The sequence below is a fragment of the Nocardia jiangxiensis NBRC 101359 genome (assembly GCF_000308615.1).
GTDB lineage: Bacteria > Actinomycetota > Actinomycetes > Mycobacteriales > Mycobacteriaceae > Nocardia > Nocardia jiangxiensis.
The window spans coordinates 1-19,740 of record NZ_BAGB01000146.1 but is presented as its reverse complement, the minus strand read 5'-3'; the positions used below and the strand labels follow the sequence as shown (position 1 = coordinate 19,740).

Genomic DNA, 19,740 nt, shown 5'->3' with positions numbered 1-19,740 from the left:
CGGCATCTACAAAGGCAGTGTTGCCATTTCCAGAGGTGGCGGCTCCCGACTTGTACGGCCCGAACTCGATCCGAACGCAGACCCCGATGGCTACCTCTACGGCAGGACCATAGTTTTCACGGGCACACTGATGTCCATGACCCGGCAGATCGCCTGGCAAGAGTGCGCCCGAGTCGGCGCGCCGACCGACAAAGATGTCACAAAGAGAACGAATGTCCATAGTGGGAGACATCAACCCTGCTGCGCTCCGGCCAGGTTCGAACGTCACCGGCAAGGCCCGCAAAGCATTCGAGCTTCAAGACAAAGGCCAGGACATCGAGGTCATGACCGAGGACGATTTTCTGAGATGTCTCGACGGCAAAGCTCTCGACGAAATCGCCCTGGCATGTGAGAACGAATCGAATCGCCAAGCACCGACTTCCGTGCCAACTCGACTCCGCTCGGTGCCACTGCAGGAGCGACCAAAGCCCAAACCACCAAAGCCCTTACACCGCAACCCGGCCCCAACCGATCAGATCTGCTCTGCTGAGGGCTGCGCCAACACGGCCGCGTTCAAGACCCGGACCAAACCAACGTGATGCCAGCAGCACATCACCGAAATTCAACGTGCCAGCGGCCTCGACCCGATAGAACCGTTCACCCATCCCGACAGCTGGCAATTGACTCGTTGCCGCGTGTGCATGGTCGAGGCACACTACCGGTTCAACTACACCATGGACAAAAGAAGTGAGGTGCCGGGAGGTTTCTGAGGTGCCGGGAGGTTTCCGGACAGTGGCCCCAACGTAGGATTGGGGTTCATTGACAGGAGTTGTTGTGGCACGGAGGAATTCGCGGTATTCGCCTGAGTTTCGGGAGGCGGCGGCGAAGGAAGTGATCGAGCGGTCCCGCGGGGTCGCGGAGGTCGCGCGTGAGTTGGGTGTGGTGGAGCAGACGTTGGCGAACTGGGTCAAGAAATACCGGCAGACCCATGTTGCGGACGAGCCGGAGTTGACGATTCCTGAGCGTGCCCGGTTGAAGGAACTCGAGCGTCGGGTGCGTGAGTTGGAACTCGAGAACGAGTTCCTGGGAAAATCGGCGGCCTTCTTCGCGAAGAGATACCGGTGACCGCGAAGTACGCGTTCATCGAATCCGAGGAAGGCATTTATCCGGTCACCCGGATGTGCGAGTGGGCGCGGGTGTCGCGGTCGGGTTACTACGACTGGAAGAACCGGCCGCAGTCGGCGACGGCCGCGCGGCGGGAGTTGCTGGCCGCGGAGGTGAGATTCGCGTTCGAGCATTCCGACGGCACCTACGGTTATCGCCGTATCCATGCCCAGCTCGTTCGCTGGGGCACGGCGGTGGACCCGGAGACGGTCCGCGCGATCATGCGCGAGCTGGGCCTGGTGGCCTGCCAGCCGCGTCCGTTCCGGCCAGCCACGACCTTGGCCGGCGACGCGGGCCGGCTCCCGGATCTGGTGGGTGGTGATTTCACCGCCGATCGGCCCGGCGTGAAGTTGGTCGGCGACATCACCTACATCCGCACTTGGGAAGGCTGGCTGTATCTGGCGACCGTTTTGGACTGTTTCTCCAAGAAGGTCGCCGGATACGCGATGGCTGATCATATGCGCACCGAACTCGTCATCGACGCGTTACGGATGGCGGCAGGCAGCGTCAACATCGTCGCCGAGGTCACGGTCTTTCATTCCGATCGTGGCACTCAATACCTATCGGCGGAGTTCGCCGCTGTCGCAGAGGAATTGAAGATACTGCGATCCGTCGGCCGAACCGGATAATGTTACGACAACGCGTGGGCGGAATCGTTCAACGGCACCCTGAAGAACGAGCGAGTACACCGCACACAATACCCCACCAGAGAATCCGCCCGGCACGACATCACACGCTATATCGAGTTGCGGTACAACCAGATCCGGCTTCACTCAGCGCTTGGCTACCGAACACCGAACGAGGTAGAGTCCGAATGGCTCACACGGAATAGAGCAGACTGAGAAACCAAATACTCACTGTCCGAAGACTTTACGGCCCCTCAAAAGAGGTGCAGTATGCAACCACCGGTTTGTCCTGCGGGCTGCGGACCCGGGCCGGATCCACCACGAACCCGCGGGACTCGGCGTACTCGCGGAACGAATCGTTCAACCGCGGGTCAGTTGCGTTCGCGCGGTCGGCAATCGCTTTCATGTTGTCCGGGACCGCGACGGCGAACACACCGTCGAAGAACACCCACGCGGCTTCGAACCCCGCGATGACGTCGTTGAGTGTCTCCCGATAGGTCGGGAAAACGAACATGTGCCGCGAATACACCGCGGTGAAGATCAGCCCCTTCACCACCCGCCGCCGGCCCTCGACATCGGTCAGCAAGCCCAGGCGGCCGAAGTCGACCTGCACTTCCGCACCAGGTTTACATGACGAGCCTGCGCGACTATCTCGAGATCGGCCACGGAAGCCCGTTCGGGAGCCCTGGAGACAGAGCTCGCCGCGAAGCGCAGCCGTCTATGGATTGCGTCGTTCCACCTTCGAAGTGAGCCGCGGCCGAGCGGATGAATACACAGAACTCAACGGCGGTCAATGTTGCACGTGCCCATATAGAAGCATGGAGTCGTCATGATCGGGATAGAACGAGGGACGCGCTCGCGCCGGACGTGCACGCCTGGGTCACCAGCACCCAATCGGACTTCGGCACGGCAGAACTCACCGGCATCGACGCGTACATGGAGCCGAAGATCGAGGCAGCGCAGCTCATCGAGCCCGGCAGTGTTCACGAGATCACGGCAATCGGCGACGAATACGCCTTGATGGAGGCGGGGCAATGGCGACCATTCGCCTCCCCGATCCGCATCCCGTGTCTGAGCTGGAATTGTGACGTCTCAGTTCGCCGCGGACAGATCGCGCCCCAGCCTGGCGGCGGTTTCCTGCAGAAGCGGGATGATGATGTCCATATCCAGACCCGCGACGCGGGCCTGGGGACCGGAGACGGACAGGGCTGCGGGGGTGTGGGCGTTCGGGATGGCGACCGCGAAACAGCGCACGCCGATCTCCTGTTCACCGTCGTCCACGGCGTAGCCCTGCTCGCGGATGAACTCGATCTCCTCGCGGATCACCGCCGGGTCGGTGATCGTGTGAATGGTGCGGGGGCTCATGGTGATTCGCGACAGGATCCGGTCGGTCTCGGCGGGCGACAGGGTCGCCAGCACCGCCTTGCCGACCGCGGTGCAGTGTAGATCCACGCGCTCGCCGATTTCGGTGAACATCCGCATCGCATGAGGGGAGAGCACCTGCGCGACGTAGACGACCTGATCCCCGTCCAGCACAGCCATATTCGAGGTCTCCCCGGTCAAATCACGCAACTGGGTCAGATGCGGGCGCGCCGAGGCGCCCACCACCTTACCAGCCGTCTCGCCGAGCCGAATCAGCCTGGGCCCCAGGGAATATCGTCGCGAGGGCTGCTGACGGATATAGCCACCCAAGATGAGCGCGCGCAGCAGCCGGTGAATCGTCGGCTGCGGCAGCCCGGAAGCCTCCGCGAGCTGAGACAGTGTTGCCTCCCCGCCCACATCGGCCACCAACTCCAGCAGTTCGAAGGCGCGGTCAACGGACTGCACGCCACCGGCGCCCCGCGCCTGCGTGTCGGTCACGGCGAACTCCTCCTGACTCGTCGTTTCCACCATCTTGACAACGGATCCCGCCGTTCGGAAGGCCCGCCTCCGACACCCCGGAAGCTCCAGGGTGTCGCGCTGATTTCCTGGCATCGGCAGACGCTTCGTGAGCCGATGCCGGGCTTCGCCCGCCCCTCAGGCGGGCGAAGCAGCGGTCGAACGCCTGGTCGACACTACCTCAACTACTTCTGCAATATGGAATTTAAATTCCATTGAACGAATAGAGAAGAGAGCGCAACGTGCTGTCAACAGATCGACACAAGTTCGTCCAGATTTTGCGAAAGGCTTGACCGCCGCAGGTCACTGGCGTTAACGTCATCTAACGGAATCATTATTCCACATTGTGGAATCTAACGTGTCCGGAAGAAGAGACGGCATGACACAACCCCTCCCCTATGCGGTGAACCTGTCCATCCTGTTCACCGAACTCCCCTTGCTGGACCGGCCCGCCGCTGCCAAGACCGCCGGATTCGATGCGGTGGAATTCTGGTGGCCCTTCGCCACCGCCACTCCCGCAGACGCGGAGATCGACGCCTTCACCGAGGCCATCGAACAGGCCGGTGTGCGGCTGATCGGACTGAACTTCTTCGCCGGCGACATGGCCGGCGGCGACCGCGGGCTCGTTTCGTGGCCGGGGCGCGAGCAGGAGTTCGCCGACAACGTCGAGGCGGTGGTGCGGATCGGCAGCCGCCTCGGGTGCCCGGCGTTCAACGCCCTGTACGGCAACCGCATCGAGGGCCAGGAGGCCGGCGCCCAGGACGAAGTGGCAATCCGCAATCTGGCCCTGGCCGGCCGCTCGGTCGCCGAGATCGGAGGCACCGTCCTGCTGGAACCGGTCAGCGGCGTTCCCGCCTATCCGCTGAAGACCGCCGAAGACGTTGTCGGAGTGCTGGATCGGGTACGCGAAACACAGGGCGTGACGAATCTCGGCCTGCTCGCGGACCTTTACCATCTCACCGTCAACGGCGATGACCTGGACAAGGTTATCGCGAACTACGCCACTCGGATTGCTCACGTCCAGATCGCCGACGCGCCCGGCCGCCACGAGCCCGGCACCGCCGAGCTCGACATCTTCGGCTACGTCGACAAGATCAGCGGCACCGGCTACCGCGGTCATGTCGCCGCGGAGTACGTACCCACCGGCGCCAGCGCTGACAGTCTGGGTTGGCTGCCCACCGCTCGTTGAAACGTGTCGACCGCCCCCGCCGAACGAGCGTCAGGCCGCGGCGGGCCCGGAGGAGACAGCCTGCGTGACCACGCAGGGCCCGCTCGTTCAGCACAAAAATAAAGGAGTTACCTCGATGAGCAGAATCGGATTCATAGGGCTCGGGATCATGGGCTCCCCCATGGCCTCTCATCTGGCCAAGGCGGGGCACGAGGTGCTCGCCCACACCCTCAACACCGACGCGTACCCCCGGCTCGAGGCCGACGGCGGCAAGGGCGCCGGCAGCATCGAGGCCGCGGTGAAGGGCGCCGAGATCGTCATCACCATGCTGCCCAACCACCCTCAGGTCGAGGAGGTGGTACTCGGCGGGGACGGCGTCTTCGCGCACGCGCCCAAGGACGCGCTGCTGATCGACTTCTCCACCATCCGGCCGGAGAGCTCGATCGCCATCGCCGAGGCGGGCGCCGCGGCGGGTTTCCGGGTGCTGGACGCGCCGGTCTCGGGCGGTCAGGGCGGCGCCGAAGAGGGCGTGCTGTCCATCATGGTCGGCGGTGACGAGGCCGACTTCATCGCCGCCACTACGATTTTCGAGGCGGTCGGCAAGACCTTCATCCATGTCGGCCCGCACGGCGCCGGGCAGGTGGTCAAGGCCGCCAACCAGCTCGTCGTCGGCGGCACCTACGCGCTGATCGCCGAGGCGATCGTGCTGATGGAGGCGCTGGGCGTGGACGCGGGCAAGGGCTTGGACGTGCTCGCGGGCGGGCTGGCCGGCAGCACCATCCTCGAGCGCAAGCGCGCGTCGATGGTGGCGCGCGAATTCGCCCCCGGTTTCCGGATCGACCTGCACCACAAGGATATGGGGATCATCACCGACGCCGCCCGGCAGGCCGATGTGTCGCTGCCGACCGCGGCCCTGACCGCCTCGCTCATCGCCGCGGGCCGCGCACAGGGTTACGGCTCGCTCGACCACTCGGCGCTCCTGAAGGTCATCGAGAACCTCAACGGGCGCGGCGACAAGTAATGACGCCGCGAATCGTCCTGGCGCCGGACAAGTTCAAGGGCTCGCTGAGCGCCGGTGAGGTCGCCGAGGCGCTCGCCACCGGTATCCGGCGCGTCCGCCCCGACGCCGACATCCGCTGGGTCCCGGTGGCCGACGGCGGGGAGGGGACGGTGGATGCCGCGGTCGCCGCCGGATTCGACTGCACCACGGTCGAAGTCGAGGGCCCGACCGGGCAGCCGGTGCGAACGGCGTTCGCGCACAACGGAACCGTCGCGGTCGTCGAGGCGGCCGGGGCATGCGGGCTGTCCCGGCTGCCGGGCGGTGTCCTCGCCCCGCTCACGGCGACCAGCCGCGGCGTCGGCCGACTGCTGCTGGACGCGCTCGACACCGGCTGCCGCACAGTGGTCCTCGGTGTGGGCGGCAGCGCGTGCACGGACGGCGGCGCCGGGATGCTGGCCGGGCTCGGCGCGATTCTCCTCGATGCGAACGGGCGCCCGGTGGGCCCCGGAGGCGGCGCTCTGGCCCACGCCGCCTATCTGGACCTGCATCGACTGGACTCGCGCATCCATGAGGTAGATCTGGTGCTGGCCAGCGATGTCGACAATCCGCTACTCGGAACCCACGGCGCGGCAGCGGTTTTCGGGCCGCAGAAGGGAGCGGGCACGAGTGAGCTGGCCGTGCTCGAGGCGGGCCTGACGCACTGGTCGCACCTCGTGGCCCAGCGCACCGGCCACGATACCTCCGACCGGCCGGGCGCCGGTGCGGCCGGGGGCATCGGATTCGCGGCGATCGCCGTCCTCGGCGCACGCCGGTCCGGCGGCATCGACCTAATGCTCGACCTGGTCGGATTCGATCGCGGCCTCGAGGGCGCGAACCTCGTGGTGACCGGAGAGGGTTCGCTGGACGAGCAGACCCTGCACGGCAAGGCGCCCGCGGGCGTCGCGGCCCGCGCCGCGAAGGCCGAGGTGCGCACGATCGCGGTGGCCGGACGGCTGTTGCTCGACGAGACACAGCTGCGCGCAGCCGGATTCGCCGCCGCGTATCCGCTCACCGCGCTGGAGCCGGATCTGCGGCGCTGCCAGGACGAGGCCGCGGGGCTGCTGCAACGGCTGGGTGAGCTGATCGCGCGCGAGCAGCTCACCGCCCCGGCGACCGGCCGAACCCCGTAACTCCCGAGTCGCATATTGCAGACCCGCGGCATCCCGGCGCCCGGACAACCACCAACCCGAACCGGCTCTCCTCACCCGGCCTCGACTCCTGATGACCCGAGAAATACACCGACACAAGACTATTGGAGTACACGACATGCCACGCATGAGGACCGTCGACGCGGCCGTCAAGATCCTGGAACTGGAGGGCGCCACACAGGCATTCGGCCTGCCCGGCGCCGCAATCAATCCCTTCTATTCGGCGCTGCGCGCACACGGCGGCGTCAACCACGTGCTGGCCCGCCACGTCGAGGGCGCTGCGCATATGGCCGAGGGCTACACGCGCGCCGCGCACGGCAATATCGGCGTATGCATCGGCACCTCCGGCCCAGCCGGCACCGACATGATCACCGGCCTGTATTCGGCCATCGCGGATTCGATTCCGATCCTGTGCATCACCGGGCAGGCCCCGCGCGCCCGGCTGCACAAGGAGGACTTCCAGGCCGTGGATATCACGGCGATCGCGGCGCCCGTCACGAAAATGGCGGTGACCGTGCTGGAACCGGCGCAGGTGCCCGGCGCATTCCAGCAGGCCTTCCATCTGATGCGCTCGGGCCGCCCAGGCCCGGTGCTGATCGATCTGCCGATCGACGTGCAGCTGGCCGAGATCGACTTCGACCCGGAAACCTATGCGCCGCTTCCGGTCTACAAGCCCGCCGCGACCCGCGCGCAGGCCGCCAAGGCGATCGCTATGCTGACCGCCGCGCAACGGCCGCTGATCGTCGCGGGTGGTGGCATCATCAACGCCGGCGCCGAGGACCTGATGGTCGAACTGGCCGAACTGCTGAACGTTCCGGTCGTGCCCACCCTGATGGGCTGGGGCATCCTGCCCGACGACCACGAATTGGCAGCGGGCATGGCGGGTTTGCAGACCTCCACCCGGTATGGCAATGCTACCCTGCTGGCCAGCGACTTCGTCATGGGCATCGGCAACCGATGGGCCAATCGCCACACCGGTGGACTCGAAACATACTGCAAGGGCCGCACTTTCGTGCATATCGACATCGAGCCCACGCAGATCGGGCGGGTGTTCGCCCCGGACTACGGCTTCGCTTCGGACGCCAAGGCGGCGCTGGAGCGGATGATCGAGGTGGCCCGCGAGCGCAAAGAGGCCGGGACGCTGCCCGATTACTCCGGGTGGGTGGCCGACTGCACCGAGCGCAAGCGAACCCTGCACCGCAGGACGCACTTCGACGACATCCCGGTGAAACCGCAACGAGTGTACGAGGAGATGAACCGGGCATTCGGCCGCGACACCCGGTACGTGTCCACGATCGGCCTGTCGCAGATCGCGGGCGCGCAGATGCTGCACGTGTACTCCGCGCGCAACTGGATCAACTGCGGCCAGGCCGGGCCGCTGGGCTGGACGGTGCCCGCCACGCTCGGCGTGGTCGCCGCCGATCCCTCGCGCAACGTCGTGGCCCTGTCGGGTGACTACGACTTCCAGTTCATGATCGAGGAACTCGCCGTCGGCGCCCAGTTCAATCTGCCGTATATCCATGTGCTGGTGAACAATTCGTATCTCGGCCTGATCCGCCAGGCCCAGCGCGCCTTCGACATGGACTATTTCGTCCAGCTCGGCTTCGACAACATCAACGCCGACGACACGATCGGCCTGGCCAAGGGCTACGGCGTCGACCACGTCCGCGTCGCGGAAGGACTGGGCTGCAAGGCAATCCGAGTCGAAGACCCCAACGACCTGCCCGCCGCCTTCGCTCGCGCCAAGGACCTCGCCACCGAATTCCGGGTCCCCGTCATCGTCGAAATCATCCTGGAGAAGGTCACCAACATCTCCATGGGCGCAACCGATATCGACAACATCACCGAATTCGAACCCCTGGCCGAAACTTCCGCCGACGCCCCCACGGCTCTACTCCACCTGCTCTGACACGTCGGCCCCCAGCCCGTATCAGCCGACGCGACGGCCCAGCCACCGCCACACCTGCGACCCAGGTGTGGCGGGGCACTGCCCTGATCTCCTGGCTGCCGGCCTCACTCAGAGCCATCGCGTTGCGAACTGGCAACGGTCCCCGAGCAGCTCCCAGCTGCAAACCGGCCCAACTCGGACAACGGGGCATCACGACGGGACACGAAGACCGCCGGCGAGTGACTGCGTTCCCAGCCGGGTCGCACGTCACTCGGAGGTCTTCGCCATATCAGCTCGCCACGCCGTCTCCAACGTCACGCCACACGGCAACTAGCCGAGCCGGGCGCTGAGACTGCTCGCCGCCTCATTCAACGCGGCACCGAAAGCGACCTCGGATTCATCGGTCAGGCGGCCGATCGGGATGTTCACACTGAGGCTCGCGATCGGCTTATCGTCGGCTCCCATGACGGCTGCCGCGACGGCGCCGACGTCGGGCCGCCATTCCCCATGATTGACGGCGAACCCTCGTTCCTGGATCACGGCCAGTTCGGCGCGCAGTTCGTCCGGGTCCGTGATCGTCGTGTCGGTATAGCGCGACAGCTCGTCCGCGAGCAACTGTCTGATGACTTCCGGACTGCTGAACGCCAGTACCGCCTTGCCGTTGGCGGACGCGTGCAGGGGAAGTGCGTGCCCCAGCGCCATACTGGTGCGTACCGGTTTGTCCGTTTCCAACCGCTCGATCAGGACCATCTTGCCGTCCTCGGGAACCGTCAGGTGAATGGTCTCCTCAGTATGTCGGCGCAGGTCCTCCATGATCGGCAAGGCCGCACCGCGCAAACCGAGATCCCCGCTGGCGCGACCGCCGACCGCGAGCGCCTTGGTGGTCATGACCCATCGGGTGACCTCGCCCGACGCGGGGCGAATCCATCCCGCTGTGTCGAGGGTGACCAGCGCACGTTGCACCGAACTCTTGGGCATATCCAATACACGAGCCAACTCGCCGACGCCGATCGGCTGCCGCGCTGCGACCTCTTCCAGCACGCGAAGTGCGTTCAGGACATTCCGCAATGTCTTGACTCCTCGATGTTGCATACCTACGATTACCGGACCTTATCACGGCACAGTGTGCCACAACACGGCACAGATTGGAAATTGGTGTAGTGACCGCTCACAGTGGACGGCATTTCCTACAGATCCCCGGACCGACCAACGTTCCCGACCGGGTGCTGCACGCCATCGCGCAATCGACCATCGACCACCGCGGACCCGACTTCGCCGAGCTCACCTTGGACCTGCTGCAACGGGTCAAGCCAGTGTTCGGCACCAGCGGTCCGGTCGTCATCTATCCCTCCTCCGGCACCGGGGCGTGGGAAGCGGCACTGGTCAACACCCTCTCGCCGGGTGATCGCGTGCTGGCGTTCGAAACCGGTCATTTCGCCAGCCTGTGGCGTGATATGGCGGAGCGCCTCGGGCTGGTCGTCGACTTCGTTCCCGGGGACTGGCGGCGGGGCGCCGACCCGGCGGCCGTCGCCGAACGGCTGGCCGCCGACACCGAACACAGCATCGCCGCGGTGATGGTCGTCCACAACGAGACCTCAACCGGGGTCACCAGCCGGATACCGGAGATCCGGGCAGCCATCGATGGGGCGGCCCATCCCGCGTTGCTGCTGGTCGACACGATCTCTTCGCTGGGGTCCATCGACTACCGGCACGAGGAGTGGGGCGTCGACGTGACGATCAGCTGCTCACAGAAAGGACTGATGCTGCCCCCGGGCCTGGGCTTCAACGCGATCAGCGAGAAAGCGCTCGCGGCCGCACAGAAGGCGCGGCTGCCGAAGGCCTATTGGGACTGGGCGCCCATCCTGGAGGCCAACGCGCGCGGCTTCTATCCGTACACGCCGTCCACCAACCTGCTCTACGGCCTTCGGGAAGCGTTGCTCCTCCTCGAAGAAGAGGGGCTGCCCAACGTGTTCGCGCGGCACAACCGCCACGCCGAAGCGACGAGGGCGGCCGTCCGTGGCTGGGGTCTCGAGATCCTGTGTGCCGACGAGCGCGAGCACTCCAGCGTCCTGACCGCCGTGCTACTGGACGAGGGACACGATGCGGACAAGGTCCGTCAGATTATCCTGGATCGCTTCGACATGTCACTGGGCGCCGGCCTGAGCAAGCTCGCCGGGCGCGTGTTCCGGATCGGCCACCTCGGCGACTTCAACGACCTGACGCTCGCCGGAACGCTCGCAGGCGTCCAGATGGGGCTCGAATTGGCCGGCGTGAGCGTCGACCCCGCCGGCCTCCAAGCCGCACTCGAAGTCTTGCGTGCCGAATGACACCTCCACTGTCGAGCTTTCCATCGAACCATTGATCATTCGCTCGGGACTCGGCGGATCACGTCGTAAGCCCACCATGAGGGCATGGGCATTACGACCCGCCACATCGCAGATCCGCGAGGCCCGGCGCTGGAATCCGGTGCCGGCATCCTGCCCTCGACTCTCATTGCTCCAACACAAGCCGACGCCGACCGCGTTGGCAACCTACAAGGAGGTAGGTCGTTGATCGAGCAGACTTCCCCTGTCCGGCGTCTGGCCCACATGAAGCGGTGGACCTATATCTTGCCGGTTATTGTCTTCATCTACGTTATCTGTTATATCGACCGAACGAACATCAGTTTCGCGCTGCCCCACCTCAAGACCGACATGCACCTCAGCGGGTCTCAACAGGGTCTCGCGAGCGGCATCTTCTTCTGGGGCTACCTGCTGCTGCAGATCCCCGGCGGATATATCGCCGAACGCTGGAGCGCGAAACGGTGGGTCGCGATCCTGATGGTGTTGTGGAGTGTGGCCGCGATATCCTCCGGCTTCACCCACACCTTCGGTGAACTCCTCCTCACGCGTTTCCTGCTCGGGGTGGCCGAGGGTGGCGTGCAACCGGCGCTGATGGCCACCATCCGGTCCTGGTTCCCGTTCGCCGAACGAAGCCGGGCATACGCGATCTTCAAGCTCTACACACCGATCGCAGCGATAATCGCCGCCCCGTTCTCCGGCATCATCCTGACCTACGCCGACTGGCGCTGGTTGTTCATCATCCAGGGCGGGGCTCCGCTGATCATCGGGATCATCGCCTGGCTGGCGGTGATCCGCGACACGCCCGCCAAAGCAGGCTGGCTGTCGGAGGCCGAGCGCAACTTCATCGAGAATTCTCGGATCGAGGAAGGCGAGCCACTCGAGCAACAGGCGACGTTCAAGGCCGCTCTCACGAGCAAGATCGTGTGGTATTTCGCTCTGATCTACACGTTGACGCAGACGGGCCTGCTCGGCCTCACGTTGTGGCTGCCGAGCGTGCTCAAGAAGGCTTTCCATACCGACATGCAGGTGGGTATCGTCGCGATATTGCCCCAGATCGCCGCGGGTATCGCCATCATTCTCATCGGCAGATCGGCAGACCGCAGGGGCGGGCACGTTACCCATATGTCGGTGGTTCTCGGTTGCGGGGCGGTGATTCTCGCTGGCGCGGGCTTGATCTCGCCGCACCAGAAGTGGCTTGTGCTCGGGGCGATGATCCTCGGCACGGCGGCGTCGATCGCCTGGTACGGGCCGTTCTGGGCGACGGTCACCAAGCTCACCCCCTTGGCGGCCGCGGGCGCAGGGATCGGTCTGATCAACGGCGTCGGCAACCTGGGCAGCTTCGTCGGGCCGTACATCGGCGGATGGCTCAGCGACCTCAGCGGTGGGGGATACGCGCTCACCCAGGTGTTCTTCGGTCTGGTCTTCGCCGCCGCGGCACTGCTTGTCCTGCCGTTGCGTAAGGAGCTGCGGGCGATGAACCTCGAATCGTCCGGATCGAAGGAAGCACAGGTACCGGACCCCGCCTGACTCAACAACTAGCCATCGCGGTGCGGCGGGGGCCGCCTGACGGCCCCTCGCCGCGTTGGCGCTTGCTGCGAATGACAACGGCTCGAAAGGACGAGTGATGACCTCCCCGACGACTGACACAGCCGCGACCGATCGGTCAACGGTCGCACCGCGTCTGGAGCAGGCGCTCCGCGCGACGATGGAGGGCGAGGTCGCGTTCGACGACTACAGCCGCCATATCTTCTCCCGCGACGCCAGCATGTACTCGATAACTCCGCTGGGCGTCGTGTTTCCACGTCACGCCGACGACGTCGCCGCGGCGGTGCGGGCCGCCGGTGAACTCGGCGTGCCGATCGTGCCCCGGGGCGCGGGAACGAGCCTGGCCGGCCAGACTGTGGGCCCCGGCCTGGTGCTCGACCTGTCGCGGCACATGAACCGGATCGTGGAGATCGACCCGGTGGCCCGCACCGCGCTGGTGGAGGTCGGGGTGGTGCAGGATCAGCTCAACCAGGCAGTCACCGCCTACGGGCTGATGTTCGGCCCGGACACTTCAACCAGCAACCGAGCCACGATCGGCGGGATGATCGGCAACAATTCCGCGGGAAGTGGCTCCCTGACATATGGCATGACGATCGATCACGTACGGGCACTGGACGTGGTGCTCTCCGACGGATCGCGCGCCCGGCTGGAACCCGTCGACGAGGCCGAGCGGAAACGCCGGGCGACGACGCAGACGCTGGAGGGCCGGATCTACCAGGCACTCCCGGATCTTGTCGTCGCGAACGAGGAGATCATCAGGGCCGGGATGCCGGTGTTCTGGCGTCGCGCCGGCGGTTACCGGCTCGACCGGCTGGTGGGCTTCGGGGAAGACAATCCGTTCGATCTGGCCAAGTTCGTGGTGGGTGCGGAGGGCACCCTGGTGGTCGTCACCCACGCTCTGGTGGACCTGGTGCCCAAGCCCGCGCGCACGGTGTACGCCGTCGGGCACTTCACCGACACCGCGAGCGCCATCGCGGCCACCACGGACGCATTGAGCTGCGAACCCCACCAGGTCGAGCTGATGGACCGCACGATCCTGGAACTGTCCCGGCAGAAGATCGAGTACGCCGAGCTCGGGAACATCCTCGTCGGCGACCCGGGCGCACTGCTGTTCGTCTCGTTCAGCGGTGACGACGAAGCGAGCCAGATCGCCAAGCTGGACCGGCTCGAGGGGCTGTGGCAGCAAAACGGGCATGGGTATCACACCCTCCGCGCGGTTACTCCCGCCGATCAGGGAGCGTTGCTGAAGGTACGCAAGTCCAGCTTGGGCCTGCTCATGGCGGCCGGCTCGGGCACTCGCCGCCCGCTAGCCTTCGTGGAGGACACCGCAGTCGATCCGGCTCACCTGGCGGAATACACCAGGCGGTTCAAGGAGATCCTCGACGACCACCAGATGGAAGCGGGGTTCTACGGCCACTGCTCGGTAGGCTGCCTGCACATCCGCCCGTTCGTCGACCTGACCAAACCGGACGAAGTGGCCAAGATGCGCACCGTCGCCGAAGCCATCAAGGATCTCGTAGCCGAGTACGGCGGGGTGAACTCCAGCGAACACGGAGACGGTCTCGCCCGCAGCGAGTTCAACCGGGAGATCTTCGGCGACCGACTCTACGAGGTGATGCGCACGGTCAAGCGCATCTTCGACCCCGGCAGCGGCATGAATCCGGGCAAGATCGTCGACGCGCCATCGATGACCGAGAACCTGCGCGACCGCGACGCGCTACCGCCCGCCCCGCCACTGACGACCATGCTGCAATTCGAGGTCGTCGGCGGCATGCGCGGCGCCGCGGATCGCTGTATGAACATCGGCCTGTGCCGGAAGTCCACCTCGGGCGTGATGTGCCCGTCCTATATCGCGACCAAGAACGAGGAGCACGCCACCCGCGGCCGGGCCAACGCGCTGGTGAAAGCACTGTCCGAACCGAACCCGCACGCCGCGCTGGGCGGCGAGCGGCTGCACGAGATCCTCGACCTGTGCCTGATGTGCAAGGCATGCAGGAGCGAATGCCCGATGAGTTTGGACATGGCCTCGCTCAAGGCCGAGACGCTCCATCATCACCATGAGATCCACGGAGTTCCGTTGCGCTCGAGGATCTTCGGCTCCATCCGCCTGCTCAACCGGATCGGCTCGGCGACCGCACCGCTGTCGAATCTGCCCGGCCGCAACGGATTCGCGCGCCGGATCATGGAGAGCGCCTTGGGCATCACGGCCGCCCGCCCGCTGCCGGTCTTCGAGCGGGTCAGCCTGATGCGCTGGTTCCGCCGGCACCGGCGGGCTGTGCCCCTGGGCCATGCGCCATTGGGCACCGTGCAGTGGCTTGCCGACTCGTTCACCACCTTCACCGAGCCACACATCGGCAGTGCGGCCATCGAGCTGCTGGAGCGCGCGGGGTGGGGGGTCGAGCTTGCCAGTGGCGGTTGCTGTGGCCGGTCGAGCCTGTCCAAGGGACTACTCGACGACGCGAAGAAGAAGGCGGCGGGGTTGGTGGCGTCGCTGGCGGCGACGGATCCGGCCTCGCCGATCGTGGGCTGTGAGCCGTCGTGTCTGTTCACGTTGCACGACGAGCACACGGCGCTGCTGCCGGATTCGGAGGCGTTGCGAGAGGTTGCTGGGCGGGTCAAGCAGGTGGAGGAGTTGCTGGTCGAGGCGATCGATGCGGGGCGGCTGACGCTGCGAGCGGATTCCCGGTTCGCGGGCCGCCGGATCGTGTATCACGGTCATTGCCACCAGAAGGCCGAGGTTGGCACGGCGGCCACGATGGCGCTGCTGCGCCGGATCCCGGGTGTGCAGGTGGAGGAGATCAACTCCGGCTGCTGCGGGATGGCCGGCTCGTTCGGTTTCGAGTCGGAGCACTACGAGACGTCCATGACGGTCGGCGGAGACCGGCTCTTCCCGGCCCTCGCGGCGGAGCCGGAGGACACGATCGTGGCCGCGACCGGTGTGTCATGTCGACAGCAGATCTTCCACGGAGCGGGCCGCACCGCGTGGCACCCGGTTGAGCTGGTACGCGAGGCGCTGGCCGGCCCCGGCCGAGAATAGGAGACATCTCATGCGTATTGTCCGCTACTCGCTCGACGGGCAGGCCATGAATGGCGTGGTCGTCGGGGATGTGGTGCACGAGTTTCCCGGCGGGAATGCCGAGCCGGGCGCGGTGGTGGGGAGCCTGGGGGAGCTGACGCTGCTCGCCCCGTGCGATCCCCGCACGATCGTCTGTGCCGGCAGCAACTACGCCGGTCAGATCGCCGAGAAAGGCAGGCCATGGCCGCAGCGGCCATCACTGTTCTTGAAGGCCCCCAACGCGATCACCGCCCTTGACGCGGTGATACTGCGGCCGCGAGAGGTGCAGCGCCTGGAGTACGAGGGTGAGCTGGCCGTCGTCATCGGCCGCACCGCCCGGGAGGTGCCGGCCGATCGTGCGACGGACTTCGTGCTGGGCTATACCTGCGCGAACGACGTCACCGCGCATGATTGGCGAGATGATGGCCAGTGGACGCGGGCGAAGAGCGCGGACACCTTCTGCCCACTGGGTCCGTGGATCGAGACGGACATAGCCGATCCGTCGGCGTTGCGGATCACCACCCGGCTCGGCGGCCGGGTCGTCCAAGATGAATCGACCTCGGACATGGTGTTCGGGATAGGTGAGCTGCTGGCGTTCGTCACCCGATGGATCACTCTCGAACCCGGCGATGTGCTGCTCACCGGCAGTCCTGCCGGGGTCGGGCCGATGGTGCCCGGTGACATCGTCGAGGTCGAAATCTCTGGCATCGGCACGCTTCGTAACACAGTGGCCGACCGGGGTTGAGCTACACCGCGATTTTCTTCCACGGTGGGAAACATGGAGGCGGAGGATATGTTCACGACGGAATCGAACCCACCCTTGACCGGCGTGACCGTGCTCGAGGTCGGCGCGTTCATGGCGGCCCCGTACGCAACGATGCAATTGGCCGACCTCGGTGCCCGCGTGATCAAGGTGGAGAACCCCGACGGTGGTGATCCCGTGCGGGCCACCGGGCCGTTCATCGACGGGGAGAGTTCCCCGTTCCTGCGGCTGAACCGCAACAAGGAATCGGTCACGCTCGACCTCAAAGCCGAACGCGACAATGCCGCGTTCCGGGAACTCGTACGCGAGGCAGACGTCCTGGTCGAGAACCTCCGGCCGGGAGCGATGAGCCGATTGGGACTCGACTATCCGACCCTGCGCGAGGAGAACCCGCGCCTGATCTACGCCTCGGCGTCGGGATGGGGCCAGGACGGGCCCCTCGCCCACCTCCCCGGTCTGGACATCATGGCGCAGGCCCGCAGTGGCCTGATGAGCATCACCGGGTTTCCCGGTCACGACCCCGCCAAGGTCGGCGTCCCGATCTGCGACCTCGCGTGTGCCCTCTACATCGCCCTGGCAGTGACCGCGGCGTTGCGCGAGCGAGACCGGTCGGGGGAAGGTCAGCACATCGATGTCTCCCTGCTGGAATCAGGCGTCTCCCTGGCGATATGGGAAGCCGGCATGTATTTCGCCGACGGAACCGTCCCGCGCCCGCACGGATCCGCGCATCAGAACAACGCGCCCTACCAGGCGGTGCGGTCCGCTGACGGGCACGTCACCATCGGTGCGACCACACCGAAGAACTGGTCGGCGTTCTGCCACACACTGGGTCTGGACGACCTGCTCTCCGACCCGCGATACGGTGATGCTTACTCCAGGCGGCAGTATCGCGAAGAGCTCGTCGAGGCCATCGAGAAGGTCACCACAACCCGGACGTCGCGGTCCATCGTGGACGACCTCGAGCTGGCGGGGGTGCCGTGCGCCCCGATCCTCGATTACGCACAGGTGTTCACCGACGAGACGCTGCGAGACCGGGATTTCCTCTGGGACGCACCGCATCCCACGCTGGGCTCGGTCGAGCAGCTGGGATCCCCGATGCGATTCTCCCGCACTCCCGTGCGGCGGGCGCATGCCGGACCACCACTGGGCGATTCGACCACAACGGTCCGCGCGGAAATGGGCCACGTCGACCGAGAAGGTGACAAGTAACGATGAGCACATCCGAAGTCGAGATCAGCGCCGAGAACCACGTACTCACCGTGACGTTCAACCGGCCGGATCAGCGGAACGCAATGACCTGGGCCATGTATGAGGCGCTCGAGCAAGCCTGCGACCGGGCCGACTCCGACAGCGCGATCCGGGTCATGGTCCTGCGCGGTGCCGGCGGTCGCGCATTCGTCGCCGGTACGGACATCAGCCAATTCACCCTGTTCTCCACGGGTCAGGACGGCGTGGACTACGAGCGCCGGGTGAGCGCGGTGCTCAACCGGCTGCAAGCGGTGACGATCCCCACCGTCGCCTCGATCGACGGCTACTGCGTCGGGGGCGGTCTCGGCATCGCCTGCGCGGTCGACCTGCGGGTCGCGACGACCCGAGCGAAATTCGGAGTTCCGATCGCACGCACACTCGGGAATTGCGTCTCGACGGCCGCCCTCGACCTGCTCGTGCGGAACCTCGGTCACTCACGCACGATCGCACTCCTGCTGACAGCCGAGTTGATGAGCGCCGAGGAGGCCCATACGGCGGGATTCCTGGTGGCGCTGGCGGATGACGCGGACAGAGCAACCGAAGCGATCACCGAACGCATCGTCGCACACGCGCCCTTGAGTATGTGGGCATCCAAGGAAGGGCTGCGAAGACTACACCGCAGCGGACGCGACGCCGACGTGACCGATATCGTCTCGCGCGTCTACGGCTCCCCCGACTTCCGGAACGCGGTTGAGGCGTTCGTGGCGAAACGAGCGCCGAACTGGAAATGTCACGGCGACTGGACGACCGGCGAAGACTCATAGTGGTGATCACCACCACGCCGACAGCAGTAGCCGGCCGGCCATTTCGACCACGTGCGTTTCGGCGGCGGGGGCCACCACGGCGGCTGGGGTCACCGAAGCTCGGGTAGCTCGTCAATGAGCGCGGTTGGGCTGAGTTCCCCGGAGCGAGCAGATGCAAAGTCGGAATCAATCGAACGATCACTTTTATTGAAGGTTGGTCATGCCAGCGAAACCGATCACGTCGATCACCCTGGTTCAGGCGCAAGCCATCGTGGGCGCGGCGCTGGAATACGCACGCGGCAACGCGTTTCCCCCGATGACCATCGCGGTGCTGGATGCCGCAGGCAAGCTCGTGGCCTTCGCCCGGGAAGACGGCTCCAGCCTGCTGCGCGAACCCATCGCCCGAGGGAAAGCCCACGGGGCGTTGAACATGGGGGTCGGCAGCCGCAGTCTGGCCGCGATGGCGGCCGCTCGCCCCGCGTTTGTGAACTCCCTCATCGCGCTCGCCGACGGCAATCTCGTCCCCGGCCCCGGTGGGGTGCTCGTCCACGACGAGGACGACCGCCTCGTCGGCGCGGTCGGGGTGAGTGGCCACCTGCCGGACGACGACGAGGTATGCGCGATCCACGGCATCACCGCCGCCGGCCTGCGCGCTGATCCCGGCGCATGATCCGATCCTCGGCCGTTCGCCCCTGCCACCACGTCCCCGCAGCGGCGAACGCGCTCCACGCTGCGTCCGCCGCGTGTCGGTACGGCGCTCGGCATGGTTTCGGCGCCTATTCTTCGCTGGTCGGACGCTTTACCCCAGCGAGCGGATCGAGGCGGTCATGGCAGTCGAGTTCGACATCTGCGGCACTGCGTGCATCCGGCAGATGCCGCGGACTCGGTAAAGGTCCTCGGGATGACGATGATCGCGCGGATCATGCGGCCTCTCGGAGTGGTGGCGGTGCTGCTGGCCGCCTCGCTGCCGACCCCGTCGGCCACGGCGACGCCGACGAATCCGGAGTTGGGGCATGTGGGGCGCTGGATCACCGACGCCGAGGGCAGGGTGATCACCTTGCACGGTGTGAATCTCGTGTACAAGTACCCGCCTTTCTATCCTCGCCGGTCATGGGCAGTCGGTGGTTCCGCGATGCTGGCGGGATGTCACCGTG

General features: G+C 66.0%; 16 protein-coding genes and 2 pseudogenes. 14 read left to right on the top strand and 4 right to left on the bottom strand.

Going from position 1 to position 19,740, the window contains the following annotated elements:
* The first annotated feature begins 212 nt into the window (after positions 1-212).
* Together ON40_RS52585 and ON40_RS35370 are read left to right on the top strand one after the other, a co-directional pair.
* On the top strand, positions 213-578 hold the full coding sequence (locus ON40_RS52585) for a BRCT domain-containing protein (RefSeq protein ID WP_157186627.1): 366 nt from the start codon (positions 213-215) through the stop codon (positions 576-578).
* Between the two features lie 235 nt (positions 579-813).
* Positions 814-1,985: pseudogene (locus ON40_RS35370) on the top strand (IS3 family transposase).
* A gap of 28 nt (positions 1,986-2,013) precedes the next feature.
* Here the strand turns inward: ON40_RS35370 and ON40_RS35365 are convergent.
* Together ON40_RS35365 and ON40_RS35360 are read right to left on the bottom strand one after the other, a co-directional pair.
* Positions 2,014-2,382, bottom strand: a complete 369-nt coding sequence (locus tag ON40_RS35365) for a DDE-type integrase/transposase/recombinase (RefSeq protein WP_040829647.1) — start codon at positions 2,380-2,382, stop codon at positions 2,014-2,016.
* Positions 2,383-2,861: 479 nt separating this feature from the next.
* Entirely contained in the window at positions 2,862-3,629 is a 768-nt protein-coding gene (locus ON40_RS35360) for an IclR family transcriptional regulator (protein ID WP_040829660.1), read from the bottom strand.
* Positions 3,630-4,026: 397 nt separating this feature from the next.
* Between ON40_RS35360 and ON40_RS35355 the strand changes: the two genes are divergently transcribed.
* The 4 genes from ON40_RS35355 to gcl all read left to right on the top strand — a co-directional run bounded on the left by ON40_RS35355 (position 4,027) and on the right by gcl (position 8,911).
* Positions 4,027-4,836 (top strand): hydroxypyruvate isomerase family protein, encoded by an 810-nt coding sequence (locus ON40_RS35355; RefSeq protein WP_040829646.1) that lies wholly within the window; start codon positions 4,027-4,029, stop codon positions 4,834-4,836.
* 115 nt (positions 4,837-4,951) lie between these two features.
* Positions 4,952-5,836: an NAD(P)-dependent oxidoreductase gene (locus tag ON40_RS35350; protein ID WP_040829645.1), complete on the top strand. Its 885-nt coding sequence runs from the start codon at positions 4,952-4,954 to the stop codon at positions 5,834-5,836.
* Complete coding sequence (locus ON40_RS35345; RefSeq protein WP_085997855.1) at positions 5,836-6,984, top strand: glycerate kinase; 1,149 nt, start codon at positions 5,836-5,838, stop codon at positions 6,982-6,984. The genes ON40_RS35350 and ON40_RS35345 overlap by 1 nt, the downstream gene beginning before the upstream one ends.
* Before the next feature lie 136 nt (positions 6,985-7,120).
* Positions 7,121-8,911 (top strand): glyoxylate carboligase, encoded by a 1,791-nt coding sequence (gene gcl / locus ON40_RS35340; RefSeq protein WP_040829644.1) that lies wholly within the window; start codon positions 7,121-7,123, stop codon positions 8,909-8,911.
* A gap of 309 nt (positions 8,912-9,220) precedes the next feature.
* Here gcl and ON40_RS35335 read toward each other — a convergent pair whose 3' ends face one another.
* Complete coding sequence (locus ON40_RS35335) at positions 9,221-9,778, bottom strand: IclR family transcriptional regulator (protein WP_245568140.1); 558 nt, start codon at positions 9,776-9,778, stop codon at positions 9,221-9,223.
* Between the two features lie 36 nt (positions 9,779-9,814).
* Positions 9,815-9,982, bottom strand: a pseudogene (locus tag ON40_RS55000) (helix-turn-helix domain-containing protein); the annotation flags it as partial.
* 68 nt (positions 9,983-10,050) lie between these two features.
* On the opposite strand from ON40_RS55000, the gene ON40_RS35330 reads away from it, so the two are divergent.
* From ON40_RS35330 to ON40_RS35295, 8 genes are all read left to right on the top strand, one after another.
* Positions 10,051-11,217 (top strand): pyridoxal-phosphate-dependent aminotransferase family protein, encoded by a 1,167-nt coding sequence (locus ON40_RS35330; protein WP_040829642.1) that lies wholly within the window; start codon positions 10,051-10,053, stop codon positions 11,215-11,217.
* A gap of 84 nt (positions 11,218-11,301) precedes the next feature.
* The gene (locus tag ON40_RS35325; protein WP_083896146.1) at positions 11,302-12,759 is read left to right on the top strand and encodes an MFS transporter; all 1,458 of its coding nucleotides are present in this window, start codon (positions 11,302-11,304) and stop codon (positions 12,757-12,759) included.
* A 97-nt stretch (positions 12,760-12,856) separates the two neighbouring features.
* Entirely contained in the window at positions 12,857-15,814 is a 2,958-nt protein-coding gene (locus tag ON40_RS35320; protein WP_040829640.1) for an FAD-binding and (Fe-S)-binding domain-containing protein, read from the top strand.
* Positions 15,771-16,577, top strand: a complete 807-nt coding sequence (locus ON40_RS35315) for a fumarylacetoacetate hydrolase family protein (protein WP_245568139.1) — start codon at positions 15,771-15,773, stop codon at positions 16,575-16,577. Before ON40_RS35320 ends, ON40_RS35315 begins: the two co-directional genes overlap by 44 nt.
* Positions 16,578-16,625: 48 nt before the next feature.
* Positions 16,626-17,804, top strand: coding sequence for a CaiB/BaiF CoA transferase family protein (locus ON40_RS35310; protein ID WP_040829655.1), 1,179 nt, complete (start codon positions 16,626-16,628; stop codon positions 17,802-17,804).
* 2 nt (positions 17,805-17,806) lie between these two features.
* On the top strand, positions 17,807-18,607 hold the full coding sequence (locus ON40_RS35305; protein ID WP_051194060.1) for an enoyl-CoA hydratase: 801 nt from the start codon (positions 17,807-17,809) through the stop codon (positions 18,605-18,607).
* 199 nt (positions 18,608-18,806) lie between these two features.
* On the top strand, positions 18,807-19,256 hold the full coding sequence (locus ON40_RS35300; protein ID WP_218008914.1) for a GlcG/HbpS family heme-binding protein: 450 nt from the start codon (positions 18,807-18,809) through the stop codon (positions 19,254-19,256).
* A gap of 231 nt (positions 19,257-19,487) precedes the next feature.
* Positions 19,488-19,740, top strand: a 253-nt coding sequence (locus tag ON40_RS35295) for a hypothetical protein (protein WP_218008913.1), incomplete at its 3' end; no start/stop codon positions are given.